General features: G+C 33.8%; 21 protein-coding genes. 18 read left to right on the forward strand and 3 right to left on the reverse strand.

What is annotated here, in order from left to right:
- Positions 1-24: 24 nt before the first annotated feature.
- From H6589_07985 to H6589_08020, 8 genes are all read left to right on the forward strand, one after another.
- Positions 25-1515: a polysaccharide biosynthesis protein gene (locus tag H6589_07985; protein MCB9174533.1), complete on the forward strand. Its 1491-nt coding sequence runs from the start codon at positions 25-27 to the stop codon at positions 1513-1515.
- Positions 1516-1557: 42 nt separating this feature from the next.
- Complete coding sequence (locus tag H6589_07990) at positions 1558-1920, forward strand: four helix bundle protein (GenBank protein ID MCB9174534.1); 363 nt, start codon at positions 1558-1560, stop codon at positions 1918-1920.
- Positions 1921-1945: 25 nt separating this feature from the next.
- Entirely contained in the window at positions 1946-2380 is a 435-nt protein-coding gene (dut, locus tag H6589_07995) for a dUTP diphosphatase (protein ID MCB9174535.1), read from the forward strand.
- A 91-nt stretch (positions 2381-2471) separates the two neighbouring features.
- Positions 2472-3473, forward strand: coding sequence for an NTP transferase domain-containing protein (locus H6589_08000; GenBank protein MCB9174536.1), 1002 nt, complete (start codon positions 2472-2474; stop codon positions 3471-3473).
- Between the two features lie 66 nt (positions 3474-3539).
- Complete coding sequence (locus H6589_08005) at positions 3540-5288, forward strand: tetratricopeptide repeat protein (protein ID MCB9174537.1); 1749 nt, start codon at positions 3540-3542, stop codon at positions 5286-5288.
- Positions 5281-6207, forward strand: a complete 927-nt coding sequence (locus H6589_08010; GenBank protein ID MCB9174538.1) for a DUF4292 domain-containing protein — start codon at positions 5281-5283, stop codon at positions 6205-6207. The genes H6589_08005 and H6589_08010 overlap by 8 nt, the downstream gene beginning before the upstream one ends.
- Complete coding sequence (locus H6589_08015; GenBank protein ID MCB9174539.1) at positions 6191-7441, forward strand: peptidoglycan DD-metalloendopeptidase family protein; 1251 nt, start codon at positions 6191-6193, stop codon at positions 7439-7441. Before H6589_08010 ends, H6589_08015 begins: the two co-directional genes overlap by 17 nt.
- Positions 7442-7610: 169 nt before the next feature.
- Positions 7611-8582, forward strand: a complete 972-nt coding sequence (locus H6589_08020; GenBank protein MCB9174540.1) for a GSCFA domain-containing protein — start codon at positions 7611-7613, stop codon at positions 8580-8582.
- Between the two features lie 148 nt (positions 8583-8730).
- Here the strand turns inward: H6589_08020 and H6589_08025 are convergent, their stop codons facing one another.
- Positions 8731-9681, reverse strand: a complete 951-nt coding sequence (locus tag H6589_08025) for a restriction endonuclease (GenBank protein ID MCB9174541.1) — start codon at positions 9679-9681, stop codon at positions 8731-8733.
- 181 nt (positions 9682-9862) lie between these two features.
- Between H6589_08025 and rseP the strand changes: the two genes are divergently transcribed.
- The 4 genes from rseP (at position 9863) to H6589_08045 (ending at position 12978) form a co-directional block, all read left to right on the forward strand.
- Positions 9863-11197, forward strand: a complete 1335-nt coding sequence (rseP, locus tag H6589_08030) for an RIP metalloprotease RseP (protein MCB9174542.1) — start codon at positions 9863-9865, stop codon at positions 11195-11197.
- Positions 11198-11336: 139 nt separating this feature from the next.
- The gene (locus H6589_08035) at positions 11337-12143 is read left to right on the forward strand and encodes a hypothetical protein (GenBank protein ID MCB9174543.1); all 807 of its coding nucleotides are present in this window, start codon (positions 11337-11339) and stop codon (positions 12141-12143) included.
- A 15-nt stretch (positions 12144-12158) separates the two neighbouring features.
- A complete protein-coding gene (locus tag H6589_08040) occupies positions 12159-12770 on the forward strand; it encodes a polysaccharide deacetylase family protein (protein ID MCB9174544.1) in 612 nt (203 codons plus the stop codon).
- Positions 12771-12777: 7 nt separating this feature from the next.
- Positions 12778-12978, forward strand: a complete 201-nt coding sequence (locus tag H6589_08045) for a DUF2892 domain-containing protein (GenBank protein MCB9174545.1) — start codon at positions 12778-12780, stop codon at positions 12976-12978.
- Between the two features lie 205 nt (positions 12979-13183).
- On the opposite strand, the gene purN is transcribed toward H6589_08045, so the two are convergent.
- Positions 13184-13756: a phosphoribosylglycinamide formyltransferase gene (gene purN, locus H6589_08050; GenBank protein ID MCB9174546.1), complete on the reverse strand. Its 573-nt coding sequence runs from the start codon at positions 13754-13756 to the stop codon at positions 13184-13186.
- A gap of 40 nt (positions 13757-13796) precedes the next feature.
- Between purN and H6589_08055 the strand changes: the two genes are divergently transcribed.
- The 4 genes from H6589_08055 (at position 13797) to rnc (ending at position 16839) form a co-directional block, all read left to right on the forward strand.
- The gene (locus H6589_08055) at positions 13797-14459 is read left to right on the forward strand and encodes a nitroreductase family protein (protein ID MCB9174547.1); all 663 of its coding nucleotides are present in this window, start codon (positions 13797-13799) and stop codon (positions 14457-14459) included.
- Between the two features lie 84 nt (positions 14460-14543).
- Entirely contained in the window at positions 14544-14780 is a 237-nt protein-coding gene (locus tag H6589_08060) for an acyl carrier protein (GenBank protein ID MCB9174548.1), read from the forward strand.
- Positions 14781-14862: 82 nt separating this feature from the next.
- The gene (fabF, locus tag H6589_08065) at positions 14863-16116 is read left to right on the forward strand and encodes a beta-ketoacyl-ACP synthase II (GenBank protein ID MCB9174549.1); all 1254 of its coding nucleotides are present in this window, start codon (positions 14863-14865) and stop codon (positions 16114-16116) included.
- A 27-nt stretch (positions 16117-16143) separates the two neighbouring features.
- Positions 16144-16839, forward strand: coding sequence for a ribonuclease III (gene rnc, locus H6589_08070; GenBank protein ID MCB9174550.1), 696 nt, complete (start codon positions 16144-16146; stop codon positions 16837-16839).
- On the opposite strand, the gene H6589_08075 is transcribed toward rnc, so the two are convergent.
- Positions 16836-17591 carry a 1-acyl-sn-glycerol-3-phosphate acyltransferase gene (locus H6589_08075; protein MCB9174551.1) on the reverse strand — a complete coding sequence of 252 codons (756 nt, stop codon included), beginning with the start codon at positions 17589-17591 and terminating at the stop codon, positions 16836-16838. The two genes, rnc and H6589_08075, sit on opposite strands and share 4 nt — an antisense overlap.
- 290 nt (positions 17592-17881) lie before the next feature.
- Here H6589_08075 and trpS point away from each other — a divergent pair, with 290 nt between their 5' ends.
- Both trpS and H6589_08085 read left to right on the forward strand, forming a co-directional pair.
- Complete coding sequence (trpS, locus tag H6589_08080) at positions 17882-18850, forward strand: tryptophan--tRNA ligase (protein MCB9174552.1); 969 nt, start codon at positions 17882-17884, stop codon at positions 18848-18850.
- 108 nt (positions 18851-18958) lie between these two features.
- Positions 18959-19588, forward strand: coding sequence for an NYN domain-containing protein (locus H6589_08085; GenBank protein MCB9174553.1), 630 nt, complete (start codon positions 18959-18961; stop codon positions 19586-19588).
- The last annotated feature ends 9 nt before the right edge of the window (positions 19589-19597 follow it).

Below are 19597 nucleotides of genomic sequence, written 5' to 3' on the forward strand. Positions count from 1 at the left end.
TTCGGGGAGGTTGGGAGGGACTATATGAGTAACCCTTTAAAAAAATTAGCCGGTCAAACTGCCATTTATGGTCTTACCACTATTATTGGGAGATTACTCACGTGGTTTTTAGTTCCAATTTATATTGGGGCTGCAAAATTTACAACCGACCAATACGGAATTATTACTGAAATGTATTCCTATGTTGCCTTTTTGGTGGTGTTTCTAACCTATGGTATGGAAACCGCTTATTTTCGGTTTTCCACCCAAAAAGATGAAGACAAAAAAAAGGTTTATACTACTATAGTTAGTGCTCTTTTGGCAACATCCTTTCTTTTTATCACGACAGCTTTTTTATTTAATCAACCAATAGCCGATTGGTTAAAATATCCAAACAACAAGGAGTTTGTTACTTGGTTTGCCATAATTGTTGGGTTAGATGCTGTTTCATCTATTCCTTTAGCAAAATTAAGAGCAGAGAATAAGTCGGCTAAATTTGTCTTTGTAAACTTTGCAAACATTATTGTATTTGTTGGGTTAAACTTATTTTTTTTAGCGTATTGTCGCCCCCTACATGCTTCTGGGAAAACCAACTGGATAATAGAAACTTTTTATAATCCTCACATTGGTGTTGGGTATGTTTTTATTTCAAATTTAATAGCCAGTATAGTTAAGTTTATTCTTTTGTTGCCAGAAATGATAAGCACACGGTATTCGTTTGAGATAGCTTTACTTAAAAAAATGTTTGTTTATGCATTGCCTCTTTTAGTGTTTGGGTTGGCCGGTATTGTAAACGAAACCATCGACAGAATAATGTTAAAAAGAATGTTGTTTGATGTTTTAGGCGAAAAAGAAACACTTTCACAAATTGGAATTTATGGAGCTTGTTATAAAGTTTCAATCATAATTACCTTATTTATACAGGCCTTTCGTTATGCTGCAGAACCCTTCTTTTTTGCTCAAGAAAAAGAGGTGGATGCAAAAGAAACTTACTCTAAAGTAATGACTTATTTTGTTATTGTTTGTGCAACAATATTTTTGGGAGTAATGTTATTTATTGATGTGGTAAAATATTTTATCCCAAATAAAGCATTTTGGGAGGGATTAACAGTGGTTCCAATTTTAATGTTTGCAAACATCAGTTTAGGTATTTACTACAATCAATCCATTTGGTATAAGTTAAGCGGAAAAACAAAATACGGGGCGTATATTGGCATTTTTGGTGCAATTATTACCGTGCTTTTAAACTTTATTTGGATACCAATTTATGGGTATGTTGGTTCGGCTTGGGCAACATTAATTTGCTATACCTCAATGATGGTTTTATCGTTTGTTTTGAGCAGAAAACATTATCCCATAAAATACGATTTGTATAAAGTGTTTTTATATCTTGGATTAGCGTTCATCATATATTTGGGAAGTAGCTATTTAATGTTCGATTCAATGGTTGTTAAGTATGCTACTCATAGTATAATTATGATGGCATATTTGGCGATAATTTACTTTTTAGAAAGACCGAAAAAAGTGGTAATTTAGTAAGCTAGTTTAAATGGTTTATAAGGTTAAAAGTTTATGTAGATGAAAATTTATTCATTTGAAAAATTAATTGTTTGGAAGGAATCAAGGAAACTAACAAAAGAAGTGTACCTGCTTTCTAAAAAATTCCCAAAAGAAGAACAATTCGGGCTAACCAGTCAAGTAAGAAGAGCAGCTGTTTCTGTTTGCTCAAACATAGCAGAAGGAAGTTCAAGAAGTAATTCAAAGGATAAAGCCAGATTTACAGAAATATCTTTTGGAAGTCTTTTAGAAGTTTTAAATCAGTTAATTTTGGCAGTTGATTTAGAATTTATTTCAATGGAAGAATTAAACAAATTAAGACCTCAAATTGATGAAATAGCAATGATGCTTAATGGGCTAAAAAAGAGCCAACTAAACTCATAAACTATTAATCTTATAATCTAGATATATGAAAATTAAAATTGTAAATCAATCAAAACATGCTTTGCCAGAGTATGCTACTGAAGCATCTGCAGGGTTAGATTTAAGAGCTAATATTGACTCACCAATAACACTTAACTCGTTAGAAAGAGTTTTAGTAAAAACAGGGTTATTGATTGAATTACCTATTGGGTACGAGGCTCAAGTCCGTCCTCGTAGTGGCTTGGCGTATAAAAATGGTGTAACCGTATTAAATACGCCTGGTACAATTGATGCTGATTACCGAGGTGAAATAGGAGTGATATTAGTAAACTTATCCAACACGCCATTTGTAATTGAAGATGGAGAAAGAGTTGCTCAATTGGTAATAGCTAAACACGAACAAGCTGAATGGAGCTTGGTTGAAGAATTAGGAACAACCGAAAGAGGTGCTGGAGGGTTTGGAAGTACAGGAAAGAAATAAAAGCCTCCCCAACCCCTCCGAAGGAGGGGCTAAATTCCCCTCTTGAGAGGGTTTAGGGGTGTGTAGATTGTTAAATTAAGAAGTCGAAATAATGAAAATAATAGTACCAATGGCAGGAAGAGGTTCTCGATTAAGACCTCACACGCTAACCATACCAAAACCATTATTGCCAGTTGGAGGAAAACCAATTGTACAACGATTAGTTGAAGACATTACTAAAGTTTGTGGCGAACCCGTTGATGAAATTGCTTTTATTATTGGCGATTTTGGTGTTGAAGTAGAAAAAAACTTAGTGGCTGTTGCCGAAAGTTTAGGGGCAAAAGGGAGTATATATTACCAAGAAGAAGCGTTGGGAACAGCTCACGCTATTTTGTGCGCAAAAGACAGTTTAAAAGGTAACGTTGTTGTTGCTTTTGCCGACACACTTTTTAGAGCCGATTTTACTTTAGATAGCAGTGCTGATGGAATAATTTGGGTAAATCAAATTGACGACCCAAGTGCTTTTGGTGTGGTAAAATTAAATAGCGACAATGTGATAACAGATTTTGTAGAAAAACCAACAGAATTTGTATCGGATTTGGCAATTATTGGAATTTATTATTTTAAAGATGGTGCTTACCTTAAAGATGAGCTACAATATTTAATAGATAATAACATCAAAGAAAAAGGCGAGTTTCAATTGACCAATGCTTTGGAGAACATGAAACAAAAAGGCACAAAATTTGTCCCTGGTAAAGTAGATGAATGGTTAGATTGTGGCAATTATAAGGCGACTGTTTATACTAATCAACGTGTTTTGGAGTTTATTAAGAATGATTTAAAGCATGATTCATCACTTGTTAAAGACAATAGTGTGATAATTGAGCCATGTTACATCGGTAAAAATGTGAAATTAAAAAATGCGGTAGTTGGTCCACACGTTTCTATTGGCGATAATGTTGAAATTAGTCATTCTGTAATTGAAAACACCATTATACAATCGAATACTAAAATCAAAAATGCTAACATTGCAGCTTCGATGATAGGAAACCATGTAAAAGTGGAACAAAAACAACAAGAAATTAGTATTGGCGATTATACAGAGTTGTATTAGTTGATAGTGTTAAGTAAATAAGAAAAAACTTGCGAACTTTGCGGCTTTGCGAGAAAAAACAAATAAATGAAATTACAATCCATAATAATAGTTGTCATCAGCATTGCGTTGTTTGGATGTAGTTCATCTAAAAATACCGAAAAATCGGTTACTCAACACCCAAAAACAAAAAAAACAAGCACTTTATCGGAGCAAGATAAAATGAAATACGATTTTATGTATTTCAATGCCAATAAAGAACGAATGATTGGTAATTATCAGTTGTCAGCTGGGTTGTTTTTGCAGTGTGCAGAGTTAGACCCAACACAACCAGCAGCTTATTACGAATTGGCTAATATTTTTGATTTAACCAATCAAACTACCGAAGCAATTGCTTATGCACAAAAAGCGGTTAGTTTGAATGATGATAATTACTGGTACCGATTTTTATACGCACATCTTTTGCAAAAAAGCAATAGAATTGATGAAGCAGTAAAACAATATCAAATTCTAATACAGAAAAACCCACACAATCCAGAATTGTTGTACAACTTGGCGGGCACACAATTGTATTCGGGTAAATACGAAGAAGCCTTAAAAACCTACAATAAATTAGAATCAGAAATTGGAGTAAATGAAGAAATTTCGCTTCAGAAACAAAAAATTTACATCAAATTAAATAACATTGATAAAGCTGGTGAAGAGATTCAGAAATTAATAAAAGCATTTCCTGAAGAAACCAAGTATCAAGGTTATTTAGCCGATATGTATTTGGCGAATAACATGCCCGATAAAGCCTTTGAAATTTATCAACGAATTTTAGAAAAAGACCCTACCGATGCTTTTTCGCACTTAGCACTTTACGAATATTATCGTAATAAAGGAGAAAAGGATAAAGCATTATCCGAATTGAAATTGGTATTTGAAAATCCTGATTTTAATATCGATACTAAAATGCAAATTTTGTTGTCGTATTATGCTGATTCGGAAAAGAAACCAGAACTAAAACAAGATGCTTATGATTTAAGCAGACTGTTAATTGCAACTCATCCAAAAGATGCAAAATCGTACACCATTTATGCCGATTTTTTATATCGCGACAAGAAGAATGACGGAGCAAAAGAAAACTATTTAAAAGCGATTGAATTAGATAGCTCTAAGTTTGCAATTTGGAGTCAAGTGGTTTTTATTGAATCAGAAATGCAAGATTTTGATGGGATGTTGATACATAGTAAAATGGCATTAGAGCTTTTCCCAAATCAAGCCCTATTTTATTTCTTTTATGGAGTGGCAAACATTCAAAAACAAAAATTCCAAGAAGCGGTTGACTACTTAACAATAGGTAAAGATTTTGTAGTGAAAAATCCACCTTTATTATCGCAGTTTTATGCCAATTTGGGCGACAGTTATTACCGCTTAAAAGACCATAAAAATTCTGATAAATACTACGAAAAAGCGTTGGAAATAGAGCCGAACAATATTTATGTGTTGAACAACTATAGTTATTATCTGTCGTTGAGAAACGAAAACCTCGAAAGAGCAGAAAAATTATCGGCTAAAGCAAATGAAATTGAGCCTAACCAACCAAACTATGAAGATACTTACGCGTGGATTTTGTACAAACAAGGAAAATACATTGCCGCGAAAGAATGGTTAGAAAAAGCACTAGAAAATGGAGGGAAATCTAATGCTGTTATTGTAGAGCATTTAGGCGATGTGCATGCCAAATTAGGTAACATTGATAAAGCACTTGAGTTGTGGAATCAAGCTAAAACTTTAGGAGAAACCTCCGAATTTATTGATAAGAAAATTGCAGACAAACAACTCTATGAATAATCCAGTTGGAAGTTGGAAGTTGGAAGTTGGAAGTTTTCTGATTTCTGTTCGTTGGTACTTGTTCGGGCAGTTTTTCAAATTTCGGACTTCTAGTTTCGGTCTCCTAACTTCAGTCTTTCTCCTGTTTTTATTTTCTTGTAAAGCTCCAAAAGAAGTTGAAAAAATTAAGTTAGATCATTATTCCACTAAAGAGTTATTACAAAAATTAGAAACCAACGAATTTCAATTTGAATCGCTTTCTACAAAAGCTGATATTACCTTTACCGACGAAAAATCGACCTCATTTAAAGCCAACCTTCGTATTAGAAAAGATAGCGCAATTTGGCTATCCATAACACCAGCTCTTGGTATTGAAATGGCGAGAGTGTTGATTACAACCGACAGTGTATTGTTTATGGATAGAATACACAACAAGTATTTTATGGGCGATTTTGCTTTTATTAATAAAATGTTTGATGTTGATTTAGACTACAACATGCTTGAAGCCTTATTGGTTGGTAATAGTATTGAATTTGAAAAAGACGAAAAAATACGCACATCAATTGACCGAAAAAAAGACTATTATTATATTGGAACAGAGAAAAAGCGTAAAGTAAAAAAAGACATCAAAAAAGAAAAAGAAGTAATTAAAAGCCAATCTCAAATTTTATGGATTTATCCCGAAACCTTTAAAATTGCTGAATTACTGCTGTTCGACCCTGAAAAAGACCAATCTTTAACTGGATTGTTTTCAAATCATAAATTGGTATCAGGAAAAGATGAGGTTGATGAGAATGGACAATTATTCCCTTTTAATTTAAATTTTAAGGTAGAATCAAAGAAAAACCTTAAAATTGATGTGGAATATGGTAAGGTAACATTAAACAAGGAACTAAATCTTTCATTTAAAATACCTGAAAAGTATGAGCAAATACAGTAAAACAAGCTATTTGTTTTTAGTGTTGATGTTGTTTTTTACAGCATCACAAACTGGCTTTGCTCAAAATAAAAACGAACTTGAGGAAAAGAAAAAAGAACTCCAAAAAGAGATTTCGTTAACCAATAAGCTATTAAACGAAACCAAGAAAAATAAAGAACTTACGCTTGATGAGGTTTTAAAACTAAAAAGTAAAATTTCGTTACGGGTGGAGTTAATATCTGCCATTGACCAAGAAATACGGTTTGTAAACAAGCAAATTAATCGTAATCAAGATGTGATTTTATCCTTACAAAAGGATTTGGAAAAATTAAAGCAAGAATATGCTAAAATGATTTATTATGCTTTTAAAAACAAAAGCACGTACAACAAAATCATGTTTGTATTCTCATCGAGTAGCTTTAACCAGGCTTACAAGCGTTTAAAATACATTCAACAATATTCCGAATACCGTAAAAAACAAGGTGCCGCTATTGTTGAAACACAGCGAGAATTGATTGCTAAAATAGCGGAGCTGGAAAAATCAAAACAAGAAAAATCGGCCCTACTTTCGTTAGAACAACAAGAAAAGCAAAAGCTAGCTGTAGAACAAGCAGAGCAAGAAACCAATGTTAAAAAATTGCAATCGAAAGAACAAGAATTACGTTCGGATTTAAATAAAAAACAAGAAGCTGAACGTAAATTACAAAAGGCGATTGAGCGTATAATTGAAGAGGAGATAAGAAAAGCACGAGAAGCCGCTGCTAAAGCAAACAAAGGTTCTTCTACTACTTCTGAGTCAAAAACAAGTTTCCCGATGACTCCAGAAGCCTTAAAGTTGTCGAATTCGTTTGCATCTAACAAAGGGAGCTTGCCTTGGCCAGTTGCTGAAGGTATTATCACCGACCGATTTGGTCAACATCCTCACCCAGTATTAAGCGGAATTATAATCAATAACAACGGGATTGACATTAGTACTACAAAAGGCGCAATTGCTAGAGCTATTTTTGATGGAGAGGTGAGTTCTGTGGCAATAATTCCTGGAGGTGGTAAAGTGGTAATGATTAGACACGGAGAATATTTATCGGTGTATTCGTATTTGAGTGAGGTTTATGTAAACAAAGGCGATAAAATTTCTACCAAACAACATTTAGGCACATTAATTAGTGAGCCCGACAAAGCCAAAACCAATGTCCATTTAGAAATTTGGAAAGGCATGACCAAGCTAAATCCTGAATATTGGATTTTTAGAAAATAATTACTTATCATTTTCTTAAAACCACATAGATACATAGATAAAATATTTAAAGAGAGTGATAGAAATAAATTTTTAACATAGTATTTCTATATTGTAAGCAAGGCGCCTATGAATTTCTTTAAAAAAGAAACTATGTTCCTATGTGGTTAAAAAAATAGTGAAATAAAAAATGAACTCCTTTTTCTTAAATAACCCAGTTTTTAAATCTGATGTGTCTATCTCGCACCAAGAACAGGTGCTTTTATTAGGCTCTTGTTTTACCGAAAACATTGGTGAGAAACTAACCAACCATAAATTTAAAGCAACCACCAACCCTTTTGGGATTATTTACAACCCAATTTCGTTGGCTAATGCGTTACATAAAATTATTGAGGGCAACACCTATACCGAAAACGATTTAACTCAACACCAAACCAAGTATGTTAGTTTCGACCACCACGGTAGCTTTTCGTCGTTTGATAAAACAGAGTGTCTGGATAAGATAAATAAGGAACTAAAATCGGCTCACAAACAATTACCGAACACTAAAACCATAATAATTACATTGGGTACAGCTTGGGTGTATGAATTAATTGGAAGCAATAAAATTGTAGCCAATTGCCATAAAATACCAGCAAAACAGTTTAATAAAAGATTGTTGTCGGTTGATGAGGTGGTGTTTGCTTTTGACAAAATAATTGATCAATTAAAAAATGTAAATGTTGTTTTTACCGTAAGCCCAGTTCGGCACATTAGCGATGGTTTATACGAAAACAACATCAGTAAATCGGTATTGCATTTGACCATTCATCAGTTAACCAATAAACACAACAATTGCCATTATTTTGGTGCTTACGAAATGGTAATGGACGAATTACGCGATTACCGCTTTTTTAAAGAAGACATGATACACCCCACCAGCCAAGCCATTGATTATGTTTGGGAAAAGTTTGCTGACACTTATTTCTCTACCGAAACAAAAACCTTAAACCAAAAAATTGAGAAAATTATAAGCGCAGCAAAACACAAACCCTTTGATTTTAAAAGCGAAGCCCACCAAAAATTTATTACCGACCAACTCAACCAAATGGATGAATTAACCAAGAACCATTCATTTTTGAATTTTGAGAAAGAAAAAGAGGTGATTCAACTGTTGAAATAATTTTTTATTCTTAAAATAACCGTTGAGGTACGAATGGGTTGTTTTAAAGCTAAGTCATCCGAAACGAAGTGAGAAATATTTTATTATTAACGGTTTGGCTATGCGCAGTGTCCCGAAGGGCATTGCGTATAGGTGTTGTTGTGGCCAGTTATTTTATTAATTCAAATATTGGTTCAGTCGGATTGGTTTTGTTTCTATCTGGATCAGTTAGGCACAAGTGGTATCTGTGGGTCGAATTGTTTTTAACTACGTTTTCTATCAATTCTTCTTTTGATTCATAATTCCCCTTTGTCGGAGACATCAAAACCTTAGTCAAAACATCACCTAGACTTCCCTGCAAGTTGACATATCGGATTTCGTCAGTGTTTAAATGTCTTAAAACGCCCGTTGGCAAAAATTCATAGAAATAATCCCAGGTAAGCTCTATATCAACCTTGAAGTCTCCATTGTATTTATATCCTTCTTTTTGCTTTAATTCATATAGTACATTGCTGTCTGTGACTTGAGTCTTGGATAAGTCTGTGTCTAAAGTAATTCCAGGGGTGCTTTTCAGATTTGCAGCTACATGTCTTTTCATGTTCTGTTGAAAACTGATTTGCTCTTCACCTTTTAGAATTACATAGTCTTCAACATTTATTGCCATTAAATTTTGTTGAGGACTTTTGTGAGAGACTTTAACTATCATTTGTCCCAAGTACCCCACTCCAACAATATGTGGTATTTTTTGAATTGGATTTCCTAAGTCCGCAGGTTCTAAAAGTTCAATTCCTAGCGTTTTGGCTCTTGTTATGGCTGGTTCCGTAAAACCCTGAATTGAAAAGCAAATTACTTTATTCGCTCGAATTTCTCCAGAAAGATACTTTCCGACTAATCCATCAATAGTTTCGCTACCGACCTTATTGGACCAATTCTTCGCTTCTCCGCAAATCAAAATATCTGAAACACCAAGTTTTCCAGAGATCTTTGTGTCGATTTGTCTCTTGTTCTCACTTTCACCGCCAACATCCTTAATATCGTGTTCAACCTTGAAAGTCGGTGGTAAATCTTGTTGACAAAACTGACACAGCAATATTTCAAATTCTTCAGCAGATATATCCATCGTTTATTTTAATTGGCCACAAACATGCGAATAAACACAATTGTACTTATTCGCAATATACGTTTAACCAAATATACAATAATTCGACATTATTATATGTTTTTTAAGCTCTTGTAAAACCACCAATTTATTTCAATCGTCTATTCAAACAAAAAAAGTAACTTCGCTAAAAAATAAATAAATGGATTACGTTATACAGGCAGGACAATTATTATTAAGTATATCAATATTGGTGGTATTGCACGAAGGAGGTCACTTTTTTGCTGCAAAACTGTTTAAAACAAGAGTAGAAAGTTTCTATTTGTTTTTTAATCCTTGGTTTTCGGTTTTTAAAAAGAAAATTGGTGAAACCGAATACGGTATTGGTTGGTTGCCATTAGGGGGTTATGTAAAAATATCGGGAATGATAGATGAGAGCATGGACAAAGAGCAAATGAAATTACCTGCTCAACCATGGGAATTTAGAGCAAAACCAACTTGGCAACGTTTAATCATCATGCTGGGTGGTATTATTGTAAATGTAATTGTTGGGTTTTTAATTTACAGCTTTGTGTTAATGGGCTATGGTGAAAAGTATCTGCCAGCCAGCGAATTAAAAAATGGAGTTTGGTGTGTAAATGATGTGGTTACCGATAACATTGGCTTAAAAACTGGCGATAAAATCGTAACCATTAATGGTGTTGCCCCTGCTACTTTCGAAGAAATGCAAGAGCAGATTTTTTATGCTACAAAACTAGAAGTAGATAGAAATGGAGAGAAAATTAGTTTAGACATCCCTACCGATTTAATTGGCAAATTAATTGAAGGTTCAAGAGGGCCAATGTTTTTACCTCGTATTCCGTTTACTGTTGGCGGTATTAAAGATGATTACGTTGCAGGAAAATCTGATTTAAAACTGAAAGATCAAATTGTTGGTATCAACAACCAAGAAGTTAAATATTACGACGAGTACAAAACGGCTTTAATGGCTGTTGCCAATCAAAATGTAGAATTAAATGTAATTAGAGATGGACAAAAAATAACTGTACCCATTTTTGTTCCCGATTCGGCAATTTTAGGTGTTGCACCTTATGCGTATTCGGTGTTAGAACTAGAAAAAGCAGGTATATATCAAACCAAAACAGTTACTTATTCGTTTTTTGCAGCTTTCCCACGTGGTGTTGAAATTGCTACCGAAAAATTGGTGAATTACTATAAACAATTTAAGTTAATGCTTAACCCAGAAACGGGTGCTTACAAAGGTATGGGTGGTTTTGCAACCATCAGTAAATTGTTTGGTTCGGAATGGATTTGGCAAAATTTCTGGGAAAAAACAGCGTGGATTTCATTGGTATTAGCTTTTATGAACTTGTTGCCAATACCAGCTTTAGATGGTGGGCACGTAATGTTTTTAATGTACGAAATGATTACCCGTAGAAAACCAAACGAAAAAGCCATGGAATATGCTCAAATGGCTGGTATGATTTTATTGTTGGCGTTTATGATTTATGCCAATACCGATTTCTTGAGGTTTTAGTGCTGGTTACTTAGTTCTTGTTTTTGAAGACAGAAGACTGAGAACTGAAGACTGTTAACTCCCTCTTGTTCAAAAACACTTTTTTTTGGCGTATTTCTTGATTCTTAATTGAATAGTTTTACGTTAAAGAACAGCAATTATGACCATTCGAATACTATTTTTTGTAGCAATATTTTCCATTTCATTCAACTCCTTTTCGCAAGAAACCACTACTGGAGATGCTCCAGCAAAGAATGTAAGCAACAAGGGCAGTGTATTAATAGTCCCTTTCGAGCCACGTTTGTACATTTCTGATATCGATAATCAGATAGCGGTAAAGAATGAAATGAATTATCAGGATATTAAAGCAAAGTTTAGAGCAGCTTTAGATCAAAATTTGTTTATTACCCTAAAACCTTATTTTTCTCCGTTGTCGTTTTATACTTTGCAGGAAGAAGAGGCGAGAATGGAACTTTCGTACATCTACAATTCGATTGGATACAAGTATGAAGTGTTGCCAATGGAAGAAGAGGAAGAAACTAAAGGCAACAAACTCTTAAACAAGTTTAAGAAAAAAGAGAAAAACGACGAATACACTGAGGCAGGCATCAACAACGGACAAATTGTTAGCCAAGTGGATAACCGAGAAAAATACATGAAAACAGTTATTTCGAACGATGAACTGTTAGCTACCTTAAACAAAAAATACCAAGCCCAATATTACATCTTTATTAATGAGTTAGACATCAAACGTGGAATGGAGTTTCAATACGTAAATTCGAGTAAAGTGGAAGACCGAACCATAAAAGTGCACTACACCATTTTTAACAACAAAGAAGAAGTTAGCTCTGGAGCCATTATTACAACTTTTGAAGGTAACGAAAACGACATCAACAAAATCATCAAATCTCAATTTGGGGTAATTGCCGAGAAAATTGTAAATAAAATAATTCCCATCGAAAAATAAATATTGTTGGTTGCTATGTACGTAGTTAAAACACCTAAAATTCTAAAACGAACCTATCCAAAATACGTTTGGGATATTCCTACAGTAGAAAAAGTAATTTATTTAACATTTGATGATGGTCCAACGCCAACAATAACCGATTGGGTGTTGGATGAATTAAAAAAGTACCATGCTAAAGCTACTTTCTTTTGTATTGGTAAAAACGTAGTTGAAAACCAAGTGTTGTTTAATCGAATTGTTGGCGAAGGACATGCCGTAGGCAATCACACCTATAACCATTTAAACGGTTGGGAAAACAAACCGTATACGTATTTAAAAAATGTGTTGCAATGTCAACAAGTGTTCCATTCAACATTGTTCCGACCTCCTTATGGTAAACTTACTAGGCAACAAGCCAAAGCAATTGGTAAACATTATGATATTATTATGTGGGATGTATTGAGTGCCGATTTTGACGCTAACAATACCGTTGAAAAGTGTTACGAAAACGTGATTAAAAACACTAAAAAAGGTTCAATCATTGTTTTTCACGACAGTAAAAAAGCAGAGAAAAATTTAAGATATGTTTTGCCTAAAGTATTGGCTAATTTTGCTGAGCAAGGCTATCAGTTTAAATCAATTAAATAAAAAGGTTATGAAAAAAAATATGGGTAACATCGACAGAATTGTTAGAATTATTTTAGCAATCGCATTTTCAGTAGCATACTTTACCAAAGCTGTTGAAGGTACATTAGGGTATGTGTTGTTAGGTTTAGGAGCAATATTTTTAATAACGAGTATTATTAGTTTTTGCCCGCTTTACACCATTTTTGGCATCAATACTTGCAAAAAATAACTAGCATTACTTCAATTGGTATCATTCTATACACTACTCTATTTTACCACATAGGTACATAGGTCTTAGCAAATCAAAAACTTTTAATTAACTAGCTACACAATAGTTATTTCTCCGATATATCGGAGAAAGCTGTGTGTAACTTATGATTTCCTTAAATGAAATAATAAGACTATGTATCTATGTGGTTTAAATCGAGTTAACTTTACAAATCTTTTAAAACTTGTTCTACTATTTTAGGAAAGTGTTCATACTCTAAAGCATGAATTTTGTTGGCTAAATCTTCGTAATTATCGGTTGGTAAAATAGTACATTTTGCTTGGAAGATAATTTTACCTTCGTCGTACTTTTCATTTACAAAGTGAATCGTAATACCCGATCCAGCTTCTTTGTTTTCTATAACAGCTTTATGTACGTTGTCGCCATACATGCCTTTTCCACCATATTTGGGCAATAAAGCTGGGTGAATGTTGATGATTTTATTAGGATATGCCTTGATTAAGTTTTCAGGAATCATCCATAAAAAACCAGCCAATACCACCAAGTCAATTTGTTTAGCTTTTAAATAATCTACAATTTCTGATGTGTTATAAAAGCTTGTTCGGTCAAAGACTTTGCAGTCAATGTTTAATCGGTTAGCACGTTCAATAACCTTTGCATTAGGGTTGTTGGTTAAAATAGAAGCAATTTCAACAGTTTTATTAGAGCCAAAATATTGATGAATATTTTCAGCGTTAGAACCACTCCCTGATGCAAATATGGCTATTCGTTTTGTCATGATAAATTATTAATTTTCCTAAAAATCAAAAGTAACTATTATGGCAGAGAAATTTATTCCTTACCAAAGAAAAGAGTACTCACCCGAAGAACAATTAAAAAGAAGCCAAGAGTATTTTTTGTGGTCGAACGAAAGAAGAACTGTTCGAGAGTTTTCTGATAGACCAGTTGATATTAAAGTAATAGAAAACATTATAAAAGCAGCATCAACAGCTCCTTCAGGAGCAAACAAACAACCTTGGACGTTTTGTGTGGTATCGAGCCCAGAAATGAAGAAAAAAATACGCGAAGCTGCTGAAATTGAAGAAAAAGAAAATTATTCGGGACGAATGAGTGAGCGTTGGATAAAGGATTTAGAGCACTTTGATACCAATTGGGAAAAACCTTTTTTGGAAACAGCTCCATACCTAATAGTGGTGTGTAAAAGAGCTTACGAAATGGAAGAAGGAGAAAAGGTAAACAACTATTACGTAACAGAATCGGTAGGGTTGGCAGCAGGAATGTTGTTAAGTGCCATCCATCATGCAGGATTGGTTTCGTTAACACACACGCCAAGTCCAATGAATTTTTTAACAAAAGTGTTAAATAGACCCGAAAATGAGCGTCCATTTTTACTTATTCCCGTTGGATATGCTGCCGAAAATGCAAAAGTTCCTAATATTGGTCGTAAAGAACTGAATGAAGTGATGATTAAGTACGAATAATCGTAAAAATATTTGATTATATTGATAGAAATAATTTTCTTTGCAGACTTAAATAAGAAATAAAACAATTTAAAATTAAATAACATGTCAGATATTAAAGGAAGAGTAGTATCAATCATCGTTGACAAATTAGGCGTTGATGAAAAAGAAGTAACAGCTGAAGCTAGTTTTACAAACGATTTAGGAGCAGATTCTCTTGATACTGTGGAATTAATTATGGAATTCGAAAAAGAATTTAACATTGCTATTCCAGACGATCAGGCAGAAAAAATTGCTACTGTTGGAGATGCTGTAAAATACATCGAAAGCAACGCAAAGTAAAAATCTTTACAATTTAATTGAAATTGCTTTGGATAAAATTCAAAGCTTTTTCTGTTTATATTCATATTGTTAATCCGCTTATATGGAATTAAAAAGAGTTGTTGTTACAGGGATTGGAGCTATCACTCCACTTGGAAAAACATTTCCTGAAACATGGGAAAATTTGAAGAATGGCGTGAGCGGTTGTGCTCCAATTACAAGATTTGATGCTTCAAAATTTAAGACTCAGTTCGCCTGCGAAGTAAAAGACTATAATGCTGAAGACTATTTTGACAGAAAAGAAGGTCGTAAAATTGACCCATATACTCAGTTTGCACTTATCGCTGCTCGAGAAGCAGTTAAAGATGCGAACCTTGACGTGCAAAAGTTAAATTTAGACCGAATTGGAGTGATTTGGGGTTCAGGTATTGGAGGTTTAAAAACCTTTCAAGATGAAGTAACTGGCTTTGCTCAAGGCGATGGTACTCCTCGATTTAATCCATTCTTTATTCCTAAAATGATTGCTGATATTGCATCAGGAATGATTTCGATGGAATATGGTTTTAGAGGGCCTAACTTTACTACAGTTGCTGCTTGTGCCTCATCTACTAATGCTTTAATTGATGCATTTAACTACATCAGATTAGGCAAGGCAGATGTTTTTGTTTCGGGTGGTTCAGAAGCTTCTATTGCAGAAGCAGGTATGGGTGGTTTTAATGCCATGCATGCACTTTCAACAAGAAACGATTCACCAGAAACAGCTTCTCGTCCGTTTGATAAAGAACGTGATGGATTTGTGATGGGTGAAGGTGGAGTTTCGGTAATATTAGAAGAATACAATTACGCCATAAAAAGAGGGGCTAAAATTTATGCTGAAGTAGTTGGTGGTGGAATGTCTGCCGATGCTCATCACATGACAGCTCCACATCCAGAAGGCTTAGGTGCTAAAAATGTAATGATTTCGGCATTGGATGATGCTGGGTTAAAACCTGAAGATATTGATTACATCAATGTACACGGAACATCTACTCCGTTGGGAGATATTGCAGAATCGCAAGCCATTATGAATGTGTTTGGCGACCACGCATTTAAATTAAACATCAGTTCAACAAAATCAATGACAGGGCATTTATTGGGTGCTGCTGGTGCTTTAGAAGCAGTAGCAACATTAATGGCTGTTAAAGAAGATATTGTACCTCCAACCATTAACCATTTTACTGATGATGAAGCTTTTGACCCAAGGTTAAACTTCACTTTTAACAAAGCTCAAAAACGCGAAGTTAGAGCAGCGTTAAGTAATACTTTTGGTTTTGGTGGTCATAATGCATCGGTGGTATTTAAAAAATACAAAGGGTAACTTCAATTGTTGGAGTTATAATACACCATGGCACTAAAAATTTTTCGTAAAAAATCTGAGTATGCGTTCAAACTTGAACGCATACTCGGTTTTAAACCCGACCGAATTTCGTTGTATGAACAAGCTTTTACCCACAAATCGATGTTGTTGGGAACCGAAAAACAAGCTTACGAAAGCAATGAACGATTAGAGTTTCTGGGTGATTCAATTCTTGGTACAATTACTTCAGTTTATATTTTTAAAAAATTTCCGTTTAAGGATGAAGGATTTTTAACGCAGTTGCGTTCTAAATTAGTGAGTCGTCAATTTTTAAATAATTTAGCCTATAAAATTGGTATTGACACCTTTGTTCAGTCGAATATAGATAGAGAATCCAAAACCATCATGGGCGACGCTCTAGAAGCTTTAATTGGAGCTATCTATTTGGATAAAGGATTTAAAAAAACGGAAAAATTTGTTTTGCAACAATTGTTTGAGCACCATGTGGTTATTGAAGATGTGTTGGATAAAGAAACAGACTTTAAAAGTAGAACCATTGAGTATGCTCAAAAAGGTAAACACAAAATTGAGTTTGAAACTGAAGAATTAGGCGAAGTAAACAAGAGGTTTTATAAAACTAAATTGTTTATCGACAATCAATTGGTTGGAGTGGGTGAAGCGGCTAACAAAAAAACCTCCGAGCAAATTGCTTGCGAGCAGTTTTTTAAAGAGAGAGAGAACTAAGATTTTTTCTTGTTGTGTTTCTCAACTTCTTTATTAATAATATCAAACACTTTTTCTGATAAAGGAATTAAATCAGCCTCAGTTAACCCTACTGTTGGAATGGGTTCGTGAATAATGGCTTTTGCCATTCCTGGACCCGCTTTACCTGAAAACAAACCACTCATTTCCAATCTTCTATAATTACTTAAAAAAGTGATGGGCACAACAGGTATTTGTTTTTCTATGGCTAATTTAAATGCGCCTAATTTGAATTTCCCAAGTTCAGGACAAGATTTAGGTATAGTACCTTCTGGAAACAACACAACAGAATTTCCTTTGTCTAACTCCCTCCCACAACGTTCTAGGGCAAGTTTTCCTGATGTTGCACTTTTTCTATTTACGCCAATGTTCATGTCTTTAAAAAAGATGTTGAACAGCGGAATTTTTTTCAATTCTTCTTTTCCTAAAAACACAAAATAATTGGGAACGATATGATATAAAATTAAAATATCAGCATAAGAAGTATGGTTGGGAGTAATAATGTAAGCTTTGTTTTTATCCATTAAATGACGATTTTTAACAATCAGCTTAATCCCGGTAACAACCATTAATAAACGAGTATGCCATTTTAAAAGCATCATGGCTTTACGGAAGTTTTTTTCTTTCTTTAACCATATTTTATAAACTGGATATAAAATAACGAGTAAACCTGTAAACCAAAGGGCAGCATAAATTTTCCATAAGCCACCTAATATTTCTCTTGTTTTTTTCATGTTGTTCAACAAAGGTATAAAAAAGCGTTGTTCTAAGGCGGATTAAAATTTAACATTACCAACTAAATTCAAAAAAATAATAAACCACACAGATACATAGCTATTTTATCGAATAAAGACCGACATAAATTAGCATAGTTTTCACGCAAAGCGTGAAATAACTATTGTGATACTATTTCGTATGTTTTTAGAATTAGCCGTGTAATTATATCTCCTATTTATCTATGTGGTTAGTTGGTTAGATATTTCTTTTTTCGTATAATTCGTGCCAAAAAAATTACTTTTGTATTATGGCAAGAATTTTAACAGGAGTACAAAGTACAGGAACTCCACATTTAGGAAATTTATTAGGGGCAATTTTGCCTGCAATAGAAATGGCAAACGATCCTAAAAACGACGCTTTTCTGTTTATTGCAGATTTGCACTCGTTAACACAAATTAAGGATGCAAAAACCTTACGTGAAAACACCAACAATACTGCTGCAGTTTGGTTAGCTTGCGGATTAAATCCTGCTTCAACAGTTTTTTATCGCCAATCTGATGTCGCTGAAGTTGCAGAATTATCGTGGTATTTGAGTTGTTTTTTCCCTTACCAACGACTAATGTTAGCTCATTCGTTTAAAGATAAAGCAGACAGACTAGAAGATATTAATGCTGGACTATTTACTTATCCCATGTTAATGGCTGCTGATATCTTATTGTACGATGCTGAATTGGTTCCTGTAGGAAAAGATCAATTACAACATTTAGAAATGGCTAGAGATGTCGCTAATCGATTTAATCACCAAATGGGAGATACCTTGGTGCCGCCACAAGCCAAAATACAGGAAGATACCATGTTGATACCTGGAACTGATGGGGATAAAATGAGTAAATCGAAAAACAATACCATTAATATTTTCTTGTCGGACAAAGAGTTGAAAAAGCAAATAATGGGAATAGAAACCGATAGCACACCACTTGAAGAACCAAAAAATCCAGACACATGTAATGTATTTGCGTTGTATAAATTGGTTGCTAAACCAGAACAAACAGAAGAATTGAGAAAAAAATATTTAGCTGGAAACTTTGGTTATGGTCATGCAAAAACGGCCTTGTTTGAATTGTTGTTAGAACGTTTTTCAAAAGAACGAGAGAAGTTTAATTATTATACACAAAACTTACCTGAACTAGAAAAAGAATTACAAATTGGAGCAGAAAAAGCAAGAAAAGTGGCTCAACCTGTTTTGCAACGAGTGAGAGAAAAGTTGGGGTATTAAAATGAAAATTACTTAAAAAAGAAACGTCCCAATTACTCGGGACGTCAGACCAAGGATACTATCCTTAGTGTTGTTCATGAGTACAAATGTAAACAAAGTAAAATATTTATGCAAATAGAAAATAAAAATTATGAACGTGTAATTGTTTATATTGATGGCTTTAATCTTTATTTTGGAATACGAGAGGCAGGATTCGATAATTGTAGATGGTTAAATTTAAAAGTGTTGATAGAGAATTTATTACAATCCAATCAAAAACTTGTTCAAATAAAATATTTTACCAGTAGAGTAAGTAATAATTTAGACAAACAAAAAAGGCAATCCACTTATATTGATGCTATAGAGACAATTGATGTAAAGGTGATTTATGGAAATTATCAGGATGGATCTGAAGAATGTAAACGATGTGGAAATATTTGGCGAACTGCTAAAGAAAAGATGACTGATGTTAATATTGCAACATCAATGATTATAGATGCTTACAAAGATGAGTTTGATATGGCAATGTTAATTTCAGGAGATAGTGATTTAGTTCCTCCGATTAAGTCTATTCATGAGAATTTTAAAAATAAAAGAGTGTTTATTGCATTTCCTCCCAAAAGACATAATTCATCAATGGCGTTAGTTGCAAAAGGATCGATGACTATTGGACGCAAGAAACTTGTTGATAGTCAATTTGATGAAGAAGTAATTAGTAAGACTGGATTTAAATTAAAAATACCTAGTACTTGGCGATAGTATACGAAC

The organism is Flavobacteriales bacterium, assembly GCA_020635795.1.
Classification (GTDB): domain Bacteria; phylum Bacteroidota; class Bacteroidia; order Flavobacteriales_E; family Vicingaceae; genus Vicingus.

Bases quoted from the DNA above. Each gene is read 5' to 3' on its own strand.
- H6589_07985 (MCB9174533.1), top strand. From the start codon at position 25: ATGAGTAACCCTTTAAAAAAATTAGCCGGTCAAACTGCCATTTATGGT.
- H6589_07990 (MCB9174534.1), top strand. From the start codon at position 1,558: ATGAAAATTTATTCATTTGAAAAATTAATTGTTTGGAAGGAATCAAGG.
- dut (MCB9174535.1), top strand. From the start codon at position 1,946: ATGAAAATTAAAATTGTAAATCAATCAAAACATGCTTTGCCAGAGTAT.
- H6589_08000 (MCB9174536.1), top strand. From the start codon at position 2,472: ATGAAAATAATAGTACCAATGGCAGGAAGAGGTTCTCGATTAAGACCT.
- H6589_08005 (MCB9174537.1), top strand. From the start codon at position 3,540: ATGAAATTACAATCCATAATAATAGTTGTCATCAGCATTGCGTTGTTT.
- H6589_08010 (MCB9174538.1), top strand. From the start codon at position 5,281: ATGAATAATCCAGTTGGAAGTTGGAAGTTGGAAGTTGGAAGTTTTCTG.
- H6589_08015 (MCB9174539.1), top strand. From the start codon at position 6,191: ATGAGCAAATACAGTAAAACAAGCTATTTGTTTTTAGTGTTGATGTTG.
- H6589_08020 (MCB9174540.1), top strand. From the start codon at position 7,611: ATGAACTCCTTTTTCTTAAATAACCCAGTTTTTAAATCTGATGTGTCT.
- H6589_08025 (MCB9174541.1), bottom strand. From the start codon at position 9,681: ATGGATATATCTGCTGAAGAATTTGAAATATTGCTGTGTCAGTTTTGT.
- rseP (MCB9174542.1), top strand. From the start codon at position 9,863: ATGGATTACGTTATACAGGCAGGACAATTATTATTAAGTATATCAATA.
- H6589_08035 (MCB9174543.1), top strand. From the start codon at position 11,337: ATGACCATTCGAATACTATTTTTTGTAGCAATATTTTCCATTTCATTC.
- H6589_08040 (MCB9174544.1), top strand. From the start codon at position 12,159: ATGTACGTAGTTAAAACACCTAAAATTCTAAAACGAACCTATCCAAAA.
- H6589_08045 (MCB9174545.1), top strand. From the start codon at position 12,778: ATGAAAAAAAATATGGGTAACATCGACAGAATTGTTAGAATTATTTTA.
- purN (MCB9174546.1), bottom strand. From the start codon at position 13,756: ATGACAAAACGAATAGCCATATTTGCATCAGGGAGTGGTTCTAACGCT.
- H6589_08055 (MCB9174547.1), top strand. From the start codon at position 13,797: ATGGCAGAGAAATTTATTCCTTACCAAAGAAAAGAGTACTCACCCGAA.
- H6589_08060 (MCB9174548.1), top strand. From the start codon at position 14,544: ATGTCAGATATTAAAGGAAGAGTAGTATCAATCATCGTTGACAAATTA.
- fabF (MCB9174549.1), top strand. From the start codon at position 14,863: ATGGAATTAAAAAGAGTTGTTGTTACAGGGATTGGAGCTATCACTCCA.
- rnc (MCB9174550.1), top strand. From the start codon at position 16,144: ATGGCACTAAAAATTTTTCGTAAAAAATCTGAGTATGCGTTCAAACTT.
- H6589_08075 (MCB9174551.1), bottom strand. From the start codon at position 17,591: ATGAAAAAAACAAGAGAAATATTAGGTGGCTTATGGAAAATTTATGCT.
- trpS (MCB9174552.1), top strand. From the start codon at position 17,882: ATGGCAAGAATTTTAACAGGAGTACAAAGTACAGGAACTCCACATTTA.
- H6589_08085 (MCB9174553.1), top strand. From the start codon at position 18,959: ATGCAAATAGAAAATAAAAATTATGAACGTGTAATTGTTTATATTGAT.